General features: G+C 73.2%; 1 protein-coding gene. It reads left to right on the plus strand.

The features are described 5' to 3' along the window. The first annotated feature begins 27 nt into the window (after window positions 1–27). Complete coding sequence (locus tag C8250_RS40830) at window positions 28–22875, plus strand: non-ribosomal peptide synthetase (RefSeq protein ID WP_187145189.1); 22848 nt, start codon at window positions 28–30, stop codon at window positions 22873–22875. The last annotated feature ends 52 nt before the right edge of the window (window positions 22876–22927 follow it).

Genomic DNA, 22927 nt, shown 5'->3' on the forward strand with positions numbered 1-22927 from the left:
CTCACCTGATAGGCGGAACAAGAGAACATGACGGCGCCCACCACCATCACCACCGTCGCGGACCTGTTCATCGCCCAGGTGAGCCGCACACCGGAAGCCGTCGCCCTGGTGGCCGGGGACGTGCGCCTGACCTACCGGGAGCTCGGAGACCGCGTCCACCAGCTCGCGCACCGGCTGGGGGAGTTGGGCCTGCGGTCCGAGGAGGTCGTGGCGATCTCGACGCCGCGTTCGCCGGAGATGGTGGTCGGTGTGCTGGCGGTGATGGTCGCGGGCGGCGCCTTCGTCCCGGTCGATCCGGCCTGGCCGCAGGAGCGCCGCCGTCAGGTCCGCGCCGACGCGCAGGCCCGGTTGGTCATCGCCGCCCCCGGCGGGGAGTTGGACATCGAGGCGAACGCCCTGGTCGAGGTGGACCTCGGGGACTGGAGCCACGGCCACCACAGCACCGACGCGCCGCATCCGCCGATCCAGGGCCCCCAGCTCGCATACGTGATCTTCACCTCCGGTTCCACCGGGAAGCCGAAGGGCGCGATGATCCGCCATGAGGCGATCTGCGAACGGCTGTTGTGGCAGGTGGAGCACATCCTGGGCTTCGGCCCCGGTGACGCCTCTCTCTTCAAGGCGCCGCTGTCGTTCGACATCTCCGTCAACGAGATCCTGCTGCCGCTGGTCTGCGGCGGCTACGTCGTCGTGGCCGAGCCCGGCGGCGAACGCGACCCGCAGTACCTGCTCGACCTGATCGCCCGCGAGGGGGTCACCTTCGTCTACCTCGTCTCGTCCATGCTCGACGTTCTGCTGGAGATGGCACGCGGCACCTCGCTGCTCTCCGGCCTCAAGCACGTGTGGTGCGGTGGCGAGGTCCTCACTCCGGAACTGTTCGAACGGTTCCGCAGCCGGCTGGGCACTACGCTGTACCACGGGTACGGTCCGGCCGAGGCGACCATCGGTGTCTCGCACGTGATCTACCGGGACACCGCCGAGCGGATCGCCACCTCGATCGGCAGGCCCAACCCGCACACCCGCCTGTATGTCCTGGACGAGCAGTTGGAACAGCTGCCCGCCGGGGAGACCGGCGAACTGTACGCGGCCGGGTTCCTGCTCGGCCGCGGCTATGTGAACGCGCCGTCGCTGACCGGGTCGCGGTTCGTCGCAGACCCGTTCGAGGGCGACGGCAGCCGGATGTACCGCACCGGCGACCTGGCCCGCTGGAACACCGACGGCACCCTGGAGTTCGTCGGCCGGGCCGACAACCAGGTGAAGATCCGCGGCATGCGTCTGGAACTGGAGGAGGTCGAGGCCGCCCTCGCCGCGCACCCGTCCGTCCGGCAGGCCGCCGTCGTCGTCTTCACCAACGCCGCCGGGGCCAAGCAACTGGCGGGCTACGTCACCGTCGACGAACCCCTTGAGGCCGACGGCGGCAGCGCTGACGACAGGCTGCGCGTGTGGTGCGCCGGGCGGCTCCCCGAGTACATGGTGCCCGGCGTCCTGACCGTACTGGACAGGCTCCCGGTGACGGCCAACGGCAAGGTGGACCGGCAGGCTCTCCCAGCGCCCGCGGTGACCACCGCGCCCCGGACCAGGCCCGCGCGCACCCCCCTGGAAAGCACGCTCTGCTCCATCTTCGCCTCGGTTCTCGGCCTCGACCGGGTCGACGCGGAAGACGACTTCTTCGCCCTCGGCGGTGACAGCATCATCGCCATCTCCGCGGTGCGCCAGGCCCAGCGCGCCGGGCTCGTGCTGCGTGCCCGCGACCTCTTCACCGGGCGTACCCCGGCAGCGCTCGCCATGGTGGTGCGCCCCCTGGACACCGCCGCCGCGCCCACGGTGGCCGCCACCGGTCCAGTGCCGTCCACCCCGATCATCTGCTGGCTGCAGGAGGCCGGTCCGAGCCTGGACGGTTTCTTCCAGTCCATGACCGTGCGCACACCCGCCGCGCTCACCACCGGGCGGCTCGACGAGATCGTCACCGCGGTGCTGGACGTGCACGACGTGCTGCGCGCCCGCACCGAGGGCACCTCGCCTTGGACGCTGACCATCGCCCCAGCCGGGGCGCGGCCGGCCGCCGACGTGATCACCAGGGTGGACGCGGCCGGCCTGGACCAGGCGGCGTTGGCCTCGGCCGTCGAAGACGCCACCACCGCGGCCGCCGCCCGGCTCGACACCGCGGCCGGCCGGATGATCGAGCTGGTCTGGCTGGACGCGGGCCCGGACCGCCAGGGCCGTCTCGTCCTGGTGATCCACCATGTGGTCGTCGACGGCGTATCGCTGCGGGTGCTCCTCGAGGACCTGGCAGCGGCCTGGGACGCCGCGGTAGCGGGCCACGACGTGGCACTCCCGCCCGCCCCCACCTCGCTGCGGAAGTGGGCGACCCAGCTGACCGAGGCGACCCGGACGGGCGTCTTCGCCGCCGACGAGGACTACTGGCACCGTGTCGCCGCTGCGGCCGATCCGCTGCTGGGCGTACGCCCCCTCGACCCGCAGTGCGACGTGGTCGCGAACGAGGAGTCGCTGACCGTCGAGCTGTCCGCCGCAGTGACGGCCAGGCTGCTCGGCCCGGTCCCCGCCGCGATCCATGGCGGCGTCAACGACGCCCTGGTCGCCGCGGCGGCGCTCGCGCTGGGTCACTGGCGGGCGGCGGACTCCGCCGTACTCCTGGAGCTGGAGGGCCACGGCCGCGAGGAGGATGCCCCTGGGGACGCCGACCTGTCGCGCACCTTCGGCTGGTTCACCACGCTCTTCCCCGCCGTCCTCGACCCCGGATCCGCCCCCTGGGAACGGCTGCTGGCCGGCGGCGCGGAGCTCGGCGCGGCGGTGAAGGCCGTCAAGGAACAACTCCGCGAGGTGCCCCGGCGAGGGCTCAGCTACGGCGCGCTGCGCTACCTGGGCACCGCGCCCCGACCTGATCTGGCCGTGTCGCCCCAGGTGCTCTTCCACTACCTGGGCCGGTTCGAGGCCGACACCGACCGGCCGTGGACGGCCGTCGGCGGCAAGGAGGTCGTCGTCGAACGGCGCGACCCGAAGATGCCCCTGCCGCGGGCGCTCGAGATCAACGCGGTGGCGGTGGAGACGGCAGGCGGACCGGTACTGCAGACCCGGTTCAGCTGGCCGAACGGGATCCTGGACGCCGCCGAGGTGGGGCGGCTGGCCCGGCTGTGGACCGAACTGCTCGATGCCGTGGCGGGCAGCGACGCCGTCACCGGGCATACCCCGTCGGACTTTCCGCTGCTGGCCCTGGACGCCGCCGACGTCACCGCGCTCGAGGCCGCGGCGGGACCGGACGGCCTGCGCGAGGTGCTGCCGCTCAGCCCGCTGCAGACCGGCCTTTACTTCCACGCCACGTTCGCCCGCGACTCCGATCCGTACGTCGTCCAGCAGATCATCGAACTGGACGGGCCGCTCGACGCCGACCGGCTCAGGCTGGCCGCCGAACGCGTCCTCGACCGGCACCCGCACCTGGGTTCGGCGTTCCGGACGATCGGCGACGGCGAGGTGGTCGCCGTGACCGCCGGACGCACCAGGGTGCCGTGGCGCTTCGACGACCTCGGCTCCGACAACGTCGAGGAACGTCTCGACGAACTGGCCCGCGCGCAGCGTGAGGTGCCGTTCGACCTGACGGAACCGCCCGCGATGCGCTACGCGCTGGTGCGGCTCGGCCCGGACCGGCACATACTGATCCACACCGTGCACCACATCCTCGCCGACGGCTGGTCGGTGCCGCTGATGCTGCGCGAACTCCTCGGGCTGCACGCCGGAACCGAACTTCCCGCACCGGTCCCCTACGCGGACTTCCTGCGGACGCTCGCCGGAACCGGTACGGAGGACGCGGTCGAGGCCTGGGCCCGCTCCCTCGACGGTGTCACCGCGCCGACCCGGCTGGCAGGGACGCTCGCCGCGCCGTCGCGGCCGGGCACGGGCTTCGGCCGGGTCGGCGGCGAACTGCCCGCGGAGCTGAGCCGACGGCTGCGCGAGTACGCCGCCGGCCACGGGCTCACGCTCAGCGCGGTGCTCACCGGGGCGTGGGGCATCCTGCTCGGACGGCTCACCGGCTCCGCCGATGTCACCTTCGGACTGACCGTCTCGGGGCGCGGCGGCGACCTGCCGGGCCTGGACCGGATCATCGGCCTGCTGATCAACACGGTGCCGGTCCGGGTGCGTTGCGCCCCCACCGAACGTGTCACGGACGTGCTGCGGCAGTTCGCCGACGTCCAGTCGGGGCTGCTGGAGTACGAGCAGGTGCCGCTGGCCGAGCTGCAACGGCGTATCGGCGTGCCCGAACTCTTCGACACCCTCGTGGTCATCGAGAACTACCCGGCGCCCGACACCTCGGTGGGCGGGCTCACCGTGACCGCGCTGCGCACCGTGGAGGCCCCGCACTACCCGGTGACGCTGATGGCCAAGCCCGGCGAGCGGACCGAGGTCGTACTGACCCACGACCGGACGCTGATCGGCGCGCAGGCCGCAGCGGACCTGCTGGCCAGGTACGAGACCGTGCTCGCCGCGATCACCGAAGCCCCCGACCGGGCCTGTGGCGCACTCGAAACGGTCACCGGCGGGCAGCGGGAACTGGTCCTCGCGGCGGGCACCGGCGCGGTCCGGACGACCGTCGCGAGCGTGCCGGCGATGTTCGCCGACCGTGTCGCCGAGCACCCCACCCGTACGGCGGTGAGCTGCGGCGACTCCTTCCTGACCTACGGCGAGCTGGACGCCCGCGTGGACCGGGTGGCCCGCGCGCTGGTGGCCACCGGGGTACGGCGCGGCGACATCGTCGCGGTGTCGACCACACGCTCCACGGACCTGGCGGTGGCCCTGCTCGCGGTCATCCGCAGCGGCGCGGCCTATCTGCCGGTCGATCCCGGTTATCCGGCGTCCCGCGTCGAGTTCATGCTGGCCGACGCGCGGCCGGTCGCCGTCCTCACCGACGACGCCACCGCCCGTTCGCTGCCCCCGCACAGCCTGCCGACGCTCACCGTCCGGGCCGCCGCCGCAACCATCGCCACCACTGTTGAACTGCCCGTTCCTGACGGTTCCGAAGCGGTGTCCGTCGTCTACACCTCCGGCTCCACCGGGCGGCCCAAAGCCGTCGTCGGTACCCACGACGGGCTGGCCGGCCGGCTGGCCTGGGCACGGGAGCAGTGGTCGAACACCGGCCGTGACGTCCGGGTGGCCAAGAGTTCGCTGAGTTTCATCGACGGCACCACCGAACTGCTCGGCGGGCTGGTCGCCGGAGCCACCACGGTCATCGCCGACGACACCGTCGCCGCCGACGGCGCGGCGCTGGCCCGCCTCGTCGACCGGTGCGGCGCCACCCAACTGCTGGCCGTGCCGAGCCTGGCCTCGGCGCTGGCCGAGACCGCGCCGCAGCACCTGGCCGGGATCGGCCGCTGGATCCTCAGCGGCGAGGCCCTGGACGAGGTCTGCCTGCGGGCTCTGGCGCAGGCATCGCCCGACGCGGTGGTCGTCAACTCCTACGGTTCCGCCGAGGTCGCCGGGGACGTGCTGACCACCGAAGTGTCGCTGGACCGTCCGGTGGCCCTGGGCGCACCGGTGCCCGGCGTCCGCGTATACCTGCTCGACTCCGCGCTCGGCCTGGCCACTCCCGGCACGGTCGGCGAGATCTATGTCGGCGGCGCCCAGTTGGCCCGGGGCTACCTGGGCCAGGGCGCCGCCACCGCGGCCCGCTTCGTGGCCGATCCCTTCGGCTCGGGTGCCCGGCTCTACCGGACCGGCGACCTGGGGCGCTGGACGGTGGACGGAAAGGTGGAGTTCCTGGGCCGCGCCGACGACCAGGTGAAGATCAACGGCCACCGGGTCGAACCGGCCGAGGTCGAGGCCGCGTTGCGTCGCAGGTCCGGCGTGGCCGAGGCGGTCGCGGCCGTACGGCCCACCGCGGCGGGCGTTCCCACCCTGCACGGTTACGTGGTCGCCGTCGACGGCGAGCGGATCGAGGCGGGCGCGGTGCTGGCCGCGCTGCGCACCGAACTCCCGCCCTACCTGGTCCCGGCGACGGTGACCGTCCTCGACGAGTTGCCACTGCTGCCCAACGGCAAGCGCGACCGCGCCGCGCTGCCCGACCCCGCGCGGGCCCCCCGGCGCGCCGTCAGGACCGCGCCGCTCACCGCCCGGGCGGCGCTGCTGCGCGACCGGTTCGCCGAACTCCTCGGCATCGCCGAGTTCGACGTCGAGGACGACTTCTTCGCCCTGGGCGGCGACAGCATCACCGCGATCCGGGCGGTGAACCGGCTGTCCCGCGAGGGTGTCGACCTGACCACCGAGGAGCTGTTCCGGCTCCGCACCCCGGCCGCGATCGACGCGCGGCTGGGTGCCGCGCACGACGTGGGCCCGGTGGTGCCGACGACCGTACGGCCTGCCGCGCTGACGCCCGACCAACTGGTCACCGTAACGCTCGACCAGGAGGAGATCGACCGGATCTGTGCCGCGGGACCGGTGCCCGTCGAAGACATCTGGGCGCTGTCCCCGCTGCAGGCCGGTGTCTACTACCAGGCGGTCTACTCCGACGGGGTCACCACCTACATCGCCCAGAACTCCTTCGACCTCGACCGCAGGATCGACGTCCCGGCGATGACCACGGCGTTCGAGGCGCTGCTCCAGCGGCATCCGACGCTCCGGGTCTCGTTCGCCGAGGTGTCGTCCGGCGTCGTGCAGGTCATCGGCTCCCGGGTGCCCGCGGAGGTGACCGTGGCCGACCTGTCGGCGGGCACGCTCGCCGGCCGGCAGGCCGAGCTGGACGAACTGATGCGGGCCGACCGGGAGTTGCCGTTCGACCTGGGCCGCCCGCCGCTCATGCGGCTGACGGTGGTGCGGCTGCCCGATGGGTGCGACCGGCTGCTGCTGACCTCTCACTTCCTGCTGTGGGACGGCTGGTCCCGCGAGCTGGTGCTGCGTGAGCTGTTCGCCCTGTACGGCTCCGGGGGCGCCCGTGGCGCGCTGGAGCCGCCGCGCTCGACGTTCCCCGACTATCTGGCGTGGGTCGCCGACCGCGACCGTACGGCCGCGGCCGACGCCTGGACGCGTGCGCTGTCCGGGCTGGCGGAGCCCACCATCCTGGTGCCGCAGGCGGCGGGACTCGAACCGATCCCGTCCGAGCGGGTCTTCGCGGTGCTGCCCGCCGAGCTGACCGCCCGGCTGGACGAGCACGCCCGCCGCGGCGGCGTCACCCTCAACTCGCTGCTCACCGCCGCGCTGGGCGTCCTGATCGGCTATGAGACCGGACGTACCGACGTCGTACTCGGCACCACCGTGGCAGGACGGCCCACCGCGCTGCCCGGTATCGAGGACGTCATCGGCCTCTTCCTGAACACCGTCCCGGCCCGGATCACGCCGACGCCGTCGCAGACCGTCCTCGACCTGGCAGGGAGGGTCCAGGAGGACCGGCTGGAGCTGGCACCGCACGAGTACCTCGGGCTCGGCGACATCCAGCGCGCGGCCGGCCGCGACCAGCTCTTCGACTCCCTGTTCGTGCTGCAGAACTTCCTCGGCGACGCCACTTTCACCGAGCTGGAGCGGGAGCAGGGCATCACCGGGGTCGAGTACATCGACACCACGCACTACCCGTACACCTGGGTACTCACCCCCGGCGCCAATCTTCGGATCAAGCTGGAGTACCGGCCCGATGTGATCGCCGAGGCCGACGCGGACCGGCTGGTGCGCCGGCTGGTCCAGGTGCTCCGGCAGTTCGGCGACGGGCTGTCCACGCCGCTCGCCGCGCTGGACCTGTCGCTCGACGAGGAGCGGACCGCGCGGTCCGGGCAATGGGCGGCCGTCGCACAGCCGATCGGCGAGGAGAGCATCGCCGACCTGCTCGCCCAGCGCGCCACCGCCTGCCCGGACGAGACCGCCCTGGTCTTCGGGCCCACCCGGCTGACGTACGCCGAACTCGACGCCCAGGTCAACCGCTGCGCGCGGCTGCTGCTTTCGCGGGGCGCGGGACCCGGCGAGATCGTCGCGCTGGGCCTGCCGCGTTCCACCGACACCGTCGTGGCGCTGTTCGCGGTGCTGCGCACCGGCGCCGCCTACCTCCCGCTGGACCTCGACCACCCGGTGGACCGGCTCGCCACCATGCTGGACGACGCCGCGCCGCGGCTGCTGCTGGCGTCCACCTCCGGCGTCGCACTCGCCGATCACCAGCGCGGGCTCGGCGGCGGCTGCCTGCTGCTCGACGACCCGGCGCTCCGCGCCGAACTGGACGGCCTGTCCGGCGCGCCCCTTGCCGACGTCGAACTGGGCGCCTTCGCACCGGGCGTCCCGGGCCGACTGGAGCACCCGGCCTATGTCATCTACACCTCGGGCTCGACCGGCCGCCCGAAGGGCGTTGTCACCCCGTACCGGGGCCTGACCAACATGCAGATCAACCACCGGGCCGAGATCTTCGAACCGGCGGTGGCCCGCGCCGCCGGGCAGGGCCGGTCGCGGCTGCGCATCGCGCACACCGTGTCGTTCGCCTTCGACATGTCCTGGGAGGAGTTGCTGTGGCTGGTCGAGGGCCACGAGGTGCACGTCTGTGACGAGGAGCTGCGCCGCGACGCCACCGCCCTGGTCGGCTACTGCCGTGACAACGGCATCGACGTGATCAATGTGACGCCGACCTACGCCCACCACCTCTTCGAGGAAGGCCTGCTCGACCCCGCAGGACATCCGCCGTGCCTGGTGCTGCTCGGCGGCGAGGCGGTCAGCGATGCCGTCTGGTCGCGGCTGAGCGAGCCCGGCGGAGCCGTCGGCTACAACCTCTACGGGCCGACCGAGTACACCATCAACACGCTCGGTGCGGGCACCCCCGACAGCGCGACTCCGACGGTGGGACGCCCCATCCTCAACACCCGCGCGCACATCCTCGACCCCTGGCTGCGGCCGGTCCCCGACGGCGTCGTGGGCGAGCTGTACATCGCGGGTGCCGGGCTGGCCCAGGGTTATCTGCACGCGACCGGGCTGACCGCGTCCCGGTTCACGGCCGACCCGTTCACGCCGGGCGGGCGCATGTACCGTACCGGCGACCTGGTGCGCCGCCGTAGGGACGGCAACATCGACTACCTGGGGCGGGCCGACGACCAGCTCAAGATCCGGGGCTACCGGGTCGAACCGGGCGAGATCGAGTCGGCGCTGACCGCACTTCCGCAGGTCCGGCAGGCGGCGGTCGTCGCCCGCACCGAGTCGACGGTGACCGGCCTGAAGCGGCTGATCGCGTATGTCATCCCGGCCGATCCGCAGGCCGACACCGGGCAGCTGATCTCCGGGCTGCGCGAGGCGCTGGCCGAGCGGCTCCCGGACTACATGGTCCCCGCGCTGTACGGCGTCGTCGGTGGACTCTCGCTGACCGTCAACGGCAAGCTGGACGTCGCCGCGCTGCCCGAGCCCGTCACGGCCGGCGGCGGCAGCCACCGCGCGCCCCGTGACGAGCGCGAACGCATACTGGCCGGGATCTTCGCGGACGTACTGGCGCTGCCGGCGATCGGCATCGACGACGACTTCTTCGCCCTGGGCGGCGACAGCATCTCCTCCATCGCGGTATCGGGCCGGGCCCGCAAGGCCGGGCTGCATCTGACGCCGCGTGACATCTTCCGCCGCCGCAACGTGCAGGCGCTGGCCGCCGCGCTGCCGCAGGACCTCCGGCGGGTGAGCGCCGTCCGGGACATCGGGGTGGGGCCGGTCGCGCCGACCCCGATGCTCGCCGAGACGGTCGCGGCGGACACCCCGCTGAGCCACTTCTACCAGTCGATGCTGCTGCGCACCCCGGCCGGTCTGGACGCCGCGGGCCTGGTTCGGGTGCTGCGGGTGCTGCTCGACCGGCACGATCTGCTGCGGGCGCGGACCGAACACGGCGGCGGCAGCTGGTCGTTGGTTGTCCCGCCGGAACCGGTGGACGCAGCGGCTCTGCTGTCGGTGGCCGACACGGACGGCCCCGGTGACGACGCGGACGACGCCGCTGCAGCCGCCGCGGCCCGGCTGCGGCCCGACGACGGTGTCATGGTGCAGGCCGTCTGGTACCCCGCCGCCGATCCGGCAGGGCAGGGGCGGCTGCTGCTGGTCGTCCACCACCTCGTCGTGGACGGTGTCTCGTGGAGGATCATCGGTGACGACCTGGCCCGGGCCTGGACCGAGGTACGCGCCGGGCGTGAACCCGTCCTGGACGAGGTGCCAACCTCGTTCCGTACCTGGTCGCAGCTGATCTCGGACGCCGCGGCGCAGGGCGTCTTCGCAGCGGAGGCCGGGCACTGGCAGGAGGTCCTCGCCGTGTCCGACCCGGTACTCGGCAGCCGCCCGGTGGACCCCGTGACCGACACCGCGGCCACCGTGCGGTCGCTGACCGTGTCGCTCCCCGCCGACGTCAGTACGGCCCTGCTGTCACGGGTGCCCGCCGCGATGCACGGCGGCGTCAACGATGTGCTGCTCACCGGGTTCGCCGCCGCGCTGGGCCGCTGGCGCGGGGCGGGTTCAGCGGTGCTGCTGAGCCTGGAGGGCCACGGCCGGGACGGCGATGTCGTCGAGTCCGAGGCCGATCTGTCCCGTACGGTCGGCTGGTTCACCGCCATCCACCCGGTCGCCGTCGACCCCGGTCCGCTGGACTGGGACGAGGTCGTCGCGGGCGGACCCGCCCTGGCCCGTGCCGCCAAGGCGGTCAAGGAACAGCTGCGTGCGGTGCCCCGCCGCGGCCTGGGCTACGGCGTACTCCGCTATCTCACGGACCGGGCGGCCACCTCCTGGCCCGCGCCGCCGCAGATTCTCTTCAACTACCTGGGCCGGTTCGGCGCGGGTACCGACGCGGACTGGTCGGCGGCCGGGCCGCTGCGCGAAGGCGTCGCCCCGACCAACCCGGCGATGACCCTCGAGGTGAACGCCCTGGCGGAGGACGGGCCGGACGGGACCGTGCTCAGTGCCACGCTGTCCTGGCCGTCGGGCGTGTTCGACCGGACGGACCTGGCGGAGCTGGCCGACCTGTGGACGGCCGCTCTGACCGGCCTCACCCGCTGCGACCTGGCCGGGCACACCCCGTCGGACTTCCCGCTGGTCGAGCTGGCCCAGGACGACGTGGACCGGCTGGCCCCGGACGTCCGGGACGTCCTGCCGCTGCTGCCGCTGCAGGAAGGCATGTACTTCCACGCCAGGGTCGCCGACGCCGACGACGGCGCGGACACCTATCTGGTGCAGCAGATCGCCGAGCTGACCGGGCCGGTCGACCCGGCGGCGCTGCGGCAGGCGGTCACCGCGACGGTGCATCGCCATGACGCGCTGCGCGCCTGTTTCGCCGAGACGGGTGACGGCCGGGTCGTCCAGGTCCTCGCCGGGACCGTCGAGGTGCCTTGGCGCGAGCTGGACCTCGGCGGACTCGACCGGGACACCGCGCTGGACCGGCTTGCTGAGTTCAGCGCCGCCGAGCTGGCCGAACCCTTCGACCTCGAACGGCCGCCGCTGCTGCGCTACGCGCTCGTATCGCTGAGCGCGGACGAGCACCGGCTGGTCGAGACGATGCACCACATCCTCGCCGACGGCTGGTCCTACCCGCTGGTCTTCGGCGACATGATCGACTCCTACCGCGGCGGCCTCGCCGGCGGCGGGTTCGAGCTGCCCGCACCCGCGGTGACCTTCCGCGACCACGTCGAGGCGGTGGCGGGCCGCGACCGGTTCGCCACCCGCGAGGTGTGGCGGGCGGCGCTTTCCGGGGTCGGGGACACGACCCGGCTGATCGACGTCGAACCGGGACAGCGGGTGTCGCACCACGAGAACGTGGTGCGTCGGCTGTCGCCCGGGTCCACCTCCGCACTGGCGACCGCCGCCCGCGACCTGGGCGTGACACTGTCCACGGCGGTGCACGCCGCCTGGGGCCTCCTGCTCGGGCAGCTGCTCGGCCGCGAGAACGTCGTGTTCGGCTCGACCGTGTCGGGCCGGGGCGGAGAGCTGCCCGGCGTCGAGACCATCGTGGGCCTGCTCATCAACACCGTCCCGGTGCCGATGTCCTGGCACCCGGGGCAGTCGCTGGGCGAGGTCCTGACCGCGCTGCAGGAGCAGCAGACCGACCTGCTCGACGCGCAGCACATCGGCCTGGGCGAGCTGGCCAGGATGGCCGGGGTCCGGGAGTTCTTCGACACCATGGTGGTGGTCGAGAACTTCCCGTCGATGCCCGGCGGCGACACCCCCGGCACCCTCCAGGTCCGCGGTTTCACCGGCACCGACTCGCCGCACTACCCGGTGTCGCTGGTCGCGTTCCTCGGGGAGCAGTTGGCGCTGGAGCTCAAGTACGACGTGGAACTGGTCGGCCACGAACAGGCGGCAGCCCTCCTGGAGCGGGTCGAACTGTTGCTGGCCGCCTTCACCGCCGACCCGGCACGGCCGGTGTCCGCACTGGACCTGCTCACCCAACGGGAGCGGGCCGTGGTCCAGGCCGTCCCGGCCGCCGACCCGGAACGGGTCGACGACACCGCCACGCTGGCACGGGCCTACGAGGACGCGCCATCACGTCCCGGGGCGACCGCCGTCGCCTTCGGTGAGGACCGGCTCAGCTACGCCGAGTTGGACGAGCGCGCCAACCGGCTGGCCCGCGAGCTGATCGCCCGGGGCATCGCACCTGGATCGCGGGTGGCCGTGGCGCTGCCCCGCTCCACCGACCTGATCGTCGCGCTGCTCGCCGTCGTCAAGGCGGGCGGCTGCTACGTACCGCTGGACACCGACGCTCCGCCGAGCAGGCTCGGCTACATCCTGGACGACTCCGCGCCGCTGTGCGTGCTGGCCGACCGCGCCACCTCGCCCGCCTTCTCCGGCAGCGCCGCGCCGGTACTGGCCCTGGACGAACCGGAGTTCGCCGCGTCGGTATCGCGGCGGCGCACGGACCCGCCGACCGACACCGACCGGGCCGCGCCGCTGCTTGCCGACCACGCCGCGTACGTCATCTACACCTCGGGCTCGACCGGCCGCCCCAAGGGAGTGGTGGTCCCGCACCGCAGCGTGCTGTCACTGTTCGCCGGGTCACGCAAGGTGTTCGACTTCAATGAGGCCGACGTGTGGACGATGTTCCACTCGTCCGCCTTCGACTTCTCGGTGTGGGAGCTGTGGGGCGCGCTGCTGCACGGCGGCCGGCTGGTCGTCGTCGCGGGCGATGTCGCCCGCGACCCGCAGCGCTTCCACGAGCTGCTGCGGCGCGAGCGGGTGACCGTCCTCAACCAGACCCCGTCGGCCTTCTACCCGCTCACCGAGACCGACCGGACGGCACCCGACGGCCTGGCGCTGCGCTACGTCGTCTTCGGGGGCGAGGCACTGGACCCGCTCCGCCTGACGGACTGGCACCGCCGCCACCCGGGCGGCGCACCGCTCCTGGTGAACATGTACGGCATCACCGAGACCTGCGTGCATGTGTCGTTCCGGCCGCTCGGGCCCGGCGACGCCGCCAGCGTCATCGGCGGGCCGCTGCCGGGGCTGCGCGTGCACGTCCTGGACCACGCGCTGCGGTCGGTACCGCCCGGCGTCGCCGGTGAGATGTACGTCGCCGGCGACCAGCTCGCCGCCGGCTACCTGGACCGGCCGGGCCTGTCCGCGAGCCGGTTCGTGGCCGACCCGTTCTCCGGTACGCCAGGGGGCCGGATGTACCGCAGCGGCGACCTGGCCCGCTGGACGCCCGAAGGCGACCTGGTCTACCTGGGCAGGTCCGACAGGCAGGTGAAGATCCGGGGCTACCGGATCGAGCTGGGCGAGATCGAGTCGGCACTGCTCGCCGTCGAGGGCGTCGCCAATGCGGCGGTGACGGTCCGCGAGGACGAGCCGGGACGACGGCGCCTGGTGGCGTATCTGGTCGCCAGGTCCGGTTCCCAGATGGACGCCGACGAGGTCCGGGCCCGGCTGGGCGAGCAGCTGCCCGGCTATCTGGTCCCGCAGTCCTTCGTGACGCTCGACGCGCTGCCGCTGACCGTCAACGGCAAGCTCGACCGTGACGCACTGCCCGCACCCGCCGCCCGATCCTCGGCCGCGGCGCCGTCGGTGGCCGTCGCGCCCGCCGTCATCGCGCCGTCGGCCGTCGGCGCCCTCCAGGAGCTGTTCGCCGAGGTGCTGCGGCTCGACGAGGTCGGCCCCGGCGAGGACTTCTTCACCCTCGGCGGTGACAGCATCATCGCCATCCAGCTGGTCAACCTGGCGCGCCGCCGGTCGCTGCGGCTGTCGCCGCGCGAGGTGTTCGTACACCGGACCCCGGCGGCTCTCGCCGAGGTGATCGCACCGACCGCGCCGGCCCCGGCCGCCGCAATCGAAGAAGCCCCGTCCGATGGCATTGGCGAGGTCATGCTCATGCCGATCGTGCAGCGACTGGCCGAACTGGGCGGGACGATCCAGCGGCTCAACCAGGCCGAACTGCTCCGCACCCCGCCGTCCCTGACACTGGATCAGCTGACTGCCATGGTCACCGCCCTGGTCGGCAGGCACGACGCGCTCAGGCTCCGGCTGCACCGCCCGTCGCCGCTGCTCTGGTCGCTGGAGGCCGTCGCGGAGACACCGGCGGACCTGGTGGAGGTGGTGGACGCCACCGGTCTCGACGACGACGCGTTCGCCGAACTGATCGCCGTGACGTCCGACGCCACCGCCGACCGACTGGACCCCGGCACCGGGCAGATGCTGCGGGCCGTCCTGTTCGACCGGGGCGAGGAGCAGGGCAGACTGCTACTGGTGGCGCACCACCTGGTGACCGACGGGGTGTCCTGGCACATCGTCGTCGACGACCTGCGCCAGGCCTGGGAACAGCTGGCCGACGGGCGCACTCCGCGCCTTGAGGCGGTCGGTACTTCGCTGCGGACCTACGCCCGCACGCTGACCGAGAACGCCGGGCAGGCGAACCGCCTCGGTGAGTTCGGCCATTGGACCGAGGTGCTGGCCCCCGGGGCCGACCTCGATCCCACGGCGCTCACCTTCGGGCTGACCGTGGGCGCCACCCGCGACCACGTACTGCGCCTCCCGGCCGAGGTCACCGCACCGCTGCTCACCTCGGTGCCGGCCGCCGCCGATGCCGACGTCACCGAGACGCTGGTGGCGACGTTGCACCTGGCGGTGGCCCGGTGGCGTGCCGCCCGTGGCGGCGACGCGTCCGCGCCGCTCCTGCTCGACCTGGAACGGCACGGCCGTGAGCCGGTCGGTGACGACACCGATCTGTCGCGCACCGTCGGCTGGTTCACCGCCATCGCCCCGGTACGTCTGCCGGGCATCACCGGCGACCTGGCTCCGACGCTGCGGGACGTCCGCGACAGTCTGCGGGCGGCGCCCGACGGCGGGCTCGGCTACGGGCTGCTGCGCTACTGCAATCCGCGCACCGCGCCGGTGCTGGCCCGGCTCGGCACCCCCCAGCTCCTCTTCAACTACCTGGGCAGGTTCCCGGTGGACGCCGAGCACGACTGGGCGAGCGCACCTGAGGCGCTGCGGACGGCCCCCGATCCGGACCTCGGCACGCCGTACCTGGTGGAGATCAACGCGGCCTGCCACGACACCCCGGACGGACCGGAACTGCACGCGGTCCTCACCTTCGCCGATGGCGGGATCCCCGCCGACGAGGTGGCCGCGCTCGCCGACGCCTGGGCGGAAGCGCTGCGCGAGTTCGCCGACACCGGGGGAGACGCGGCAGTACTGCCCGTCCTCGGCGGGCTCGCGCTGAGCCCTGCTGAGGTCACCGCCCTGGCTGATGCGGCCCCGGTGTCCGTGGAGGCGATCTGGCCGCTGTCGCCGCTCCAGGAGGGCCTGTTCTTCCAGGCCCGGCTGGCCGGAGACGCCGACGTGTACGTGGCGCAGAACGCTTTCGACTTCGCCGAACGCCTGGACGCCGACGCCCTGCGCCGGGCCTGCGCCGCCGTGCTGGAGCGGCACGCCGCAATGCGTCTCGGCTTCACCTCCGACCAGGTGGACCGCCCGGTCGCCCTGGTCGGCACGGACCTGACCGGACAGGTCGACGTGGTCGACCTCTCCGGCCTGAACGAGAAGTCCGCGGCGCGGCAGCTGGCGGAGGTGACGGCCGCGGACCGGCGCAACCCCTTCGACCTGGCCCGGCCACCGCTGATGCGGCTGACCGTGGTGTCGCTCCCCGGCGGACGGGACCGGCTGCTGCTCACATACCACCTGCTGCTCTGGGACGGCTGGTCGCGCGAACTGGTCCTGCGCGAACTGTTCAGCGCTTATGCCCAGGCCCGTACCGGCGGGATCGCCGCCTACGAGACCCCGTCGGCGACCTTCGCCGACTACCTCAGCCATCTCTCGGAGCAGGACGCCGAGGGCTCGGCGCGGGCCTGGGGCGAACTGCTCGCCCCGCTGGAGGAACCGACCCTGCTCTTCCCTGCGGCGATGGGCACCGCGCCGGTCCTGGCCACGAGCCTGTCGTTCCAGCTGTCACCGGACGAGACGAACAGCGTTACCGGGTCGGCCCGGCGCAGCGGGGTGACGCTCAACGCGGTCCTCAGCACCGCGCTCGGCATCGTGCTGGCCCATGCCTGCGGCCGGAACCAGGCGGTCTTCGGCACGACCGTGGCCGGCCGCCCGACCGAACTCGACGGCATCGACACCGTCATCGGTGTCTTCCTCAACACGGTGCCCGCACTTGTCCGGCTGGACGCGAGCGAGCCCGCTCGCGATGTGATGCGCCGGGTCCAGGACGACCGGGTGGCGATGATGGCCCACGAGTACCTCGGCCTGGGCGACATCCAGCGCGCCGCGGGACGCGGGCAGCTCTTCGACAGCCTCTATGTGCTGCAGAACTTCCTCGACGACGACACCTTCACCGATCTGGAGGACGCCCACGGCATCGTCGGCGTGGACGCCGTCGACGCCACCCACTACCCGCTGACCTGGGTGGCGACACCCGGCAGGCAGTTGCGGATGCGGCTGGAGTTCCGCGACGACGTGGTACCCCGCGAGCAGGCGGAAGCGCTTCTTGCCCGGCTGAAGCAGGTCCTGCTGCGGCTGGCCGAGGACCCGTCGGCGGCCGTCGGTGACGTCCCGGTGATGACCGACGCCGAACTGCCCGCACTGACCCGGATGTGGGACGGCCCGCAGCGGTCCTTCGGCGAGGCGACCATCGCCGAGCTGATGGCCGGCCAGGCCGTCCGCACCCCGGACGTCCCGGCACTGACCTTCGGCGACGCCACCCTGACCTACGCCGAGTTGGATGCCCGCGTCAACCGGGTGGCCCGGTCGCTGCTGGCCCGCGGTGCCGGTCCCGAGCAGATCATCGCGCTGGCGGTACCCCGGTCCATCGACATGGTGGTGGCGCTGTTCGCCGTGCTGCGCACCGGTTCCGCGTATCTGCCGCTGGAGCTGGACAACCCTGACGAACGGCTGCTCGGGATGCTCGCCGACGCCACACCGGTTCTGCTGGTGACCACCGGACCGGTCGCGCCCCGGCTGGCCGCGCACCCGGTGCCGGTGCTGCTCCTGGACGCCCCGGGCGCACTGGCGGTGCGCGACGAGCCGCTCACCGACGAGGAGTTGGGGGCCTTCGCGCCCGGCGGTCCGGGACGGCTCGACCACCCGGCGTACGTGATCTACACCTCGGGTTCCACCGGCCGCCCCAAGGGCGTCGTGACGCCCTACCGCGGACTGACCAACATGCAGTTCAACCACCGCGAAGCGATCTTCGACCCGACGGTCACCGCCGCCGGAGAGCGGATCCTCACCATCGCGCACACCGTGTCGTTCTCCTTCGACATGTCCTGGGAGGAGCTGCTGTGGCTGGTCGAAGGGCACCATGTGCACATCTGCGACGAGCAGTTGCGCCGTGATGCCCGCGCCCTGGTGGCCTACTGCGACCGGCACCGCGTCGACGTGGTGAACGTGACCCCGACCTACGCCCAGCACCTCATCGACGAGGGCCTGCTCGACGGCGAGGAGTACGGCGGCCGGCCGGGTGCGCACCGTCCCGCCCTGGTGCTGCTCGGCGGCGAGGCGGTGCCGCAGACCCTGTGGTCGGCGCTGCGCGACACCGACGGCGTCCTCGGCTACAACCTGTACGGCCCGACCGAGTACACCATCAACACCCTGGGCGGCGGCACCACCGACAGCGACGCCACCACCGTGGGCAGCCCGATCTGGAACACCCGCGGCTACGTCCTGGACGGCTGGCTGCGGCCGGTGCCGCCGGGAGTGCCCGGCGAGCTGTACATCAGCGGCGCGGGCCTGGCCCGCGGCTACCTCGGCCGACCCGGACTCAGCGCGCAGCGGTTCGTCGCCGACCCGTATGTGCCCGGCGGGCGGATGTACCGCACCGGCGACCTGGTACGGGCCAGGTCCGACGGCAACCTGGACTTCCTCGGCCGCACCGACGACCAGGTGAAGATCCGCGGTTACCGGGTCGAGCTGGGCGAGGTCGAGAACGCGGTCGCGGGCCTGCCGGGTGTGCACCAGTGCGCCGTACTGGCGACCCCCGACGCCTCCGGCGGGCGGCGCCTCGCGGCCTTCCTCGTTCCCGACGCCGCCTTCGACCCCGACGCTCTCGCCGCCACCGTGCAGCGTGAACTGCGCACGCTGCTGCCCGGCTACATGGTGCCCACCGCGTACGCCGTGGTGGACGGCCTGCCGCTGACCGTCAACGGCAAACTCGACGTGGCAGCACTGCCCCGGCCGGTCCCGGTCACCACCGTGTCCCGCCCCCCGGCGAACGACGCCGAGCGGGTCCTGTGCGGGCTCTTCGCCGACGTGCTCGGCGTCGGGACGGTGGGCGTCGAGGACGACTTCTTCGACTCCGGCGGACACTCCCTGATCGCGATGCGGCTGCTCGGCGCGATCCGTGCCGAACTGGGTACCGACCTGTCGCTGCGGGACCTGTTCGACACCCGGACCCCGCTGCGGCTCGCCGAGCGGATCGCGGCCGCGCGGCCCGGCCGCGAACCGGCCGCCCTGGTGGCGGGGGTCCGGCCGGAACACCCGCCGCTGTCTGCCGCGCAGCAGCGGCTCTGGCTGCTGCAGCAGTTGGAGCCGGGCTCCACCGCGTACAACTACCCGCTGCTGGTACGGCTGCGCGGGGCGGTCGACGTCCCGGCGCTGCGCGCCGCGCTGGCCGACGTCGTCGCCCGCCACGAGATCCTGCGCACGCTGTACACGGTCGTCGACGACGAGCCGGTGCAGCGGATCACCGACCCGGCGCCCGTCCCGGTGACCGTGGTCGGCGGCCCGGCCGCACGGACGGCGGCCCTGGTCGCCGAAGCGGTGGCGCTGCCCTTCGACCTGTCGGCGGATCTTCCGCTGCGGGCACTCGTCCTGCAGGAGCACGACACCGGCGACACCGTACTGACCCTGGTGCTGCACCACATCGCGATGGACGAGTGGTCCGACCGGCCGCTCCTCGACGACCTGGACACCGCCTACACGGCCCGCGCCGCCGGCCACCCGCCGCACTGGGAGCCACTGCCGGTGCAGTACGCCGACTACGCCCGCTGGCAGGCCGACCTGCTCGGCGATCCCACCGACCCGGACAGCAGGCACGCCTCCGAACGGGCCTACTGGCAGCGGCAGTTGCACGGCCTGCCCGAGGAGATGGCACTGCCCGCCGACCGGCCGCTGCGCGGCTCGCGCGGCGAGGGCCTGGTCACCCTGGAGCTCCCGGCCCAGCTGATCGACCCGCTGCGGGACCTCGCCCGCTCCCGGTCGGCCAGCCTCTTCATGGCGCTGCACGCCGCGCTGGCCGCCCTGCTGTCGCGGCTGGGCGCCGGCGATGACGTGGTGATCGGCGCGCCGACCTCGGGCCGGGCCGACCCGGCGCTGCACGACCTGGTCGGATTCTTCGTCAACACCGTGGTGCTGCGCGCCGATCTGTCCGGATCGCCGACGTTCACCGAGCTGCTCGGCAGGGTCCGGGAGACCGACCTGGCCGCGTTCGAACAGGCAACCCTGCCGTTCCAGCAGGTCGTCGAGGCACTGAACCCGGCCCGGGTACCGGGCAGGAACCCGCTGTTCCAGGTGATGCTGGGCTTCCTGCACCAGCCGAACGGCGACGGCGGTGTCCGGAGGGTGCTCGGGCTGCCGACCGGCGACGCCCCGGACTTCCTGGCCGATCCCAAGGTGGACCTGAACTTCACCTTCGTCGACGCGGGCCCGTCCGCGCCGGTCGGGCTGACGCTGGAGTTCGACGCCGCCCGTTTCGACGCGCGCACCGCGGACCGCCTGGTCCGGCGTCTCTCGGTGCTGCTGGGCGACCTCGTCGCCCGGCCGGACCGGCGGGTGGACGCCGCCGAAGTCCGCTGCGCCGACGACCTGGCCGACCTCGCCGACTGGCAGCCCGGCGGCCCGCCGGCGGCCGACGGACCTCCCTGGCACGCACTGCTGGCAGAACACGCCCGGCTGACACCCGACGCCGACGCCTGTGTCTTCGACGGCCGGACGGCCTCCTACCGTTCACTCGACCGGGCCGCCGACGCCTTCGCCGCCATGTTCGCGGGGCACGCCTCGGCCGCCGACCGGGGCCAGGACCGTCTCATCGGGGTCGCGCTGCCGCGCTCACGACGCCTGCCGGCCGTCCTGGCGGGCGTGGCCCGCGCGGGAGCGGCATACGTGCCGCTGGACCCGGCCTTCCCGCAGGACCGGCTGCGCCACATGGTGGACGACGCCCGCCCCGCGCTGCTGGTGGTCGACGCCCGCACCCGGGCGCTGTTCCCTGACCCGCCCGAGGGCACGCACATCCTGGACCTGGACGCGGACGACTTCGGCCAGGCGGTCGACGCCCTCCTCGACGGCGGCACACCGTTCCGGACCGACCCCGCCCCGCACCGCCCGGCCGACCCGGACTCGGCGGCGTACGTCATCTACACCTCCGGTTCCACCGGACGTCCCAAGGGCGTGACCGTGACCCGGCGGAACGTGGACGTCTTCCTGTCCGCGATTCCCACCGCGGCACCCCTCACGGCCGGGGACCGGCTGCTCGCGGTGACGACCCTGTCGTTCGACATCGCCGTACTGGAACTGATGGCCCCGCTGCGCGCGGGGGCCTGCGTGGTCCTGGCCTCCGAGCAGGAGGTCCGTGACCCGCTGTTGCTGGCGGGGCTGCTCCGCGCCGAGCGGATCACCCATCTGCAGGCGACGCCGTCGCTGTGGGGAGCGCTCACCGAGACGGCCGAGGCCGACCTGACCGGCGTGCACGCGCTCGTCGGCGGTGAGGCGCTGCCGGTGCCGCTGGCACGTGAACTGGTCCGGCGGGCGCGTACGGTGACCAATCTCTACGGCCCCACCGAGGCGACCGTATGGGTCACCTCGGCACCGGTCGATGAGGCCTGGTGCGAGGGGCCGCACATCGGACGCCCGCTGCCCGGCACCACCGTCCGGGTCCTGGACGCGGCGCTGCGCCCGGTGCCGCCGGGCATCGTGGGGGAGCTGTACGTCGCCGGGCCGCAGGTCGTCCGCGGCTATCGGGGACGGCCCGCGCTCGCCGCGGAACGGTTCGTCGCCGACCCGTGGGGCGGTCCGGGCACCCGGATGTACCGCACCGGCGACCTGGCCCGCTGGAACTCCGGCGGCGGGCTGGAGTTCCTCGGCCGCGGCGACCACCAGGTCAAGGTCCGGGGCTTCCGGATCGAGTTGGGCGAGATCGAGTCCGTCATGGCGGCGCATCCGGGCGTGGCGCGCGCGGCGGCCGTGGCCCGTACCGACGGGCAGGGCAACGGGCGGGTCCTCGCCTACCTGACCACGGCCGACGGCACCCCTGACGTGCCCCGGACGCTCGCGGCACACCTCGCCACTCAGCTGCCCTCGTACATGATCCCCGCGGCGACGACCGTACTGGACGAGCTTCCGCTCACCCCCAACGGCAAGGTGGACCGGGCGGCACTGCCCGAGGTCGACTTCGCGGACCTGACGTCGCACACCGGACCGCGCTCGCGTACCGAGGCCGCCGTCTGCCAGGCCGCCGCCTCGGTGCTGGGTGTCGAGTCGGTCGGGGTGGACGACGACTTCTTCGTCCTCGGCGGCCATTCGCTGCTGCTGGTCCGGCTGGCCGCCGCGCTGCGCCGCGAGTTCGGGGTGGAGCTGCCGGTCGCGGAGCTGTTCGCGCTGCCGACTCCGGCGGCGCTGGCCCGCAGGCTCAGCGGCGCGGCCGCCCCGGTGGGCGACGCACTGGCGCCGCTTCTGCCGCTGCGCACCGGGGGCGACCGGGCGCCGCTGTTCTGCCTGCCCCCGGCCAGCGGTCTGAGCTGGCAGTTCGCCGGGCTGAAGCGTCACCTGCCGGACGGGATACCGCTGTACGGCCTGCAGTCGCCGCGGCTCAGCCGCACCGACGATCTGCCCACCACTTTCGGGGAGTTGGCGGCCGAGTACGCCGAGCTGATCGGTCGGACCGCCCCGGCCGGCCCCGTCCGGCTGCTGGGCTGGTCGTTCGGCGGAGCGGTGGCCCACGCGGTGGCGACGCTGCTGACCGCCGCGGGCCGGGAGGTGTCCTTCCTGGGCATGCTCGACTCGCGGGCCAGGGTCCCGGCATCGCAGGACGCGACGGAGGAGGACGGGACGCAGCGGTACGACGCGGCGTGGGACGGTCCGGCGGCCGTGGTCCGGCTGCTCACCGAGCTGGGGTACCCGGTCCCGGCGGAGCAGGCGGCCTCGATGTCCGTGGCGGACGCGGTGGTGCTGCTGCGCCACTCCGGTGGCGAGGTGTCGATGCTGGCGGACGGGCAGATCGCCCGGGTGGTCGAGAACTACCTGGAGAGCGACCACCTGGCCGAGCACGCGGAGTTCGGGGTCTTCCCCGGCGACGCGGTGTTCGTCGACGCCACCGTCGCGGAGCCCGGCTTCCACGGCACGGCGTCGGAGCAGTGGGCCGCGCACATCGGTGGGGCCCTGCGGGTGCACGCCGTCGCGTGCGGGCACTCGGAACTGCTCGACGCCCGGACGCTCGACATCCTCGGGCCGCTGGTCGAGGGCTACTTGGCCGAGTGAGCCTGGGAAACGCCCGAGGGCGGCACCGGCGGAATCCGCCGGTGCCGCCCTC

The sequence above is a fragment of the Streptomyces sp. So13.3 genome (genome assembly GCF_005860785.2).
Taxonomy (GTDB): Bacteria; Actinomycetota; Actinomycetes; order Streptomycetales; family Streptomycetaceae; genus Actinacidiphila; species Actinacidiphila fildesensis.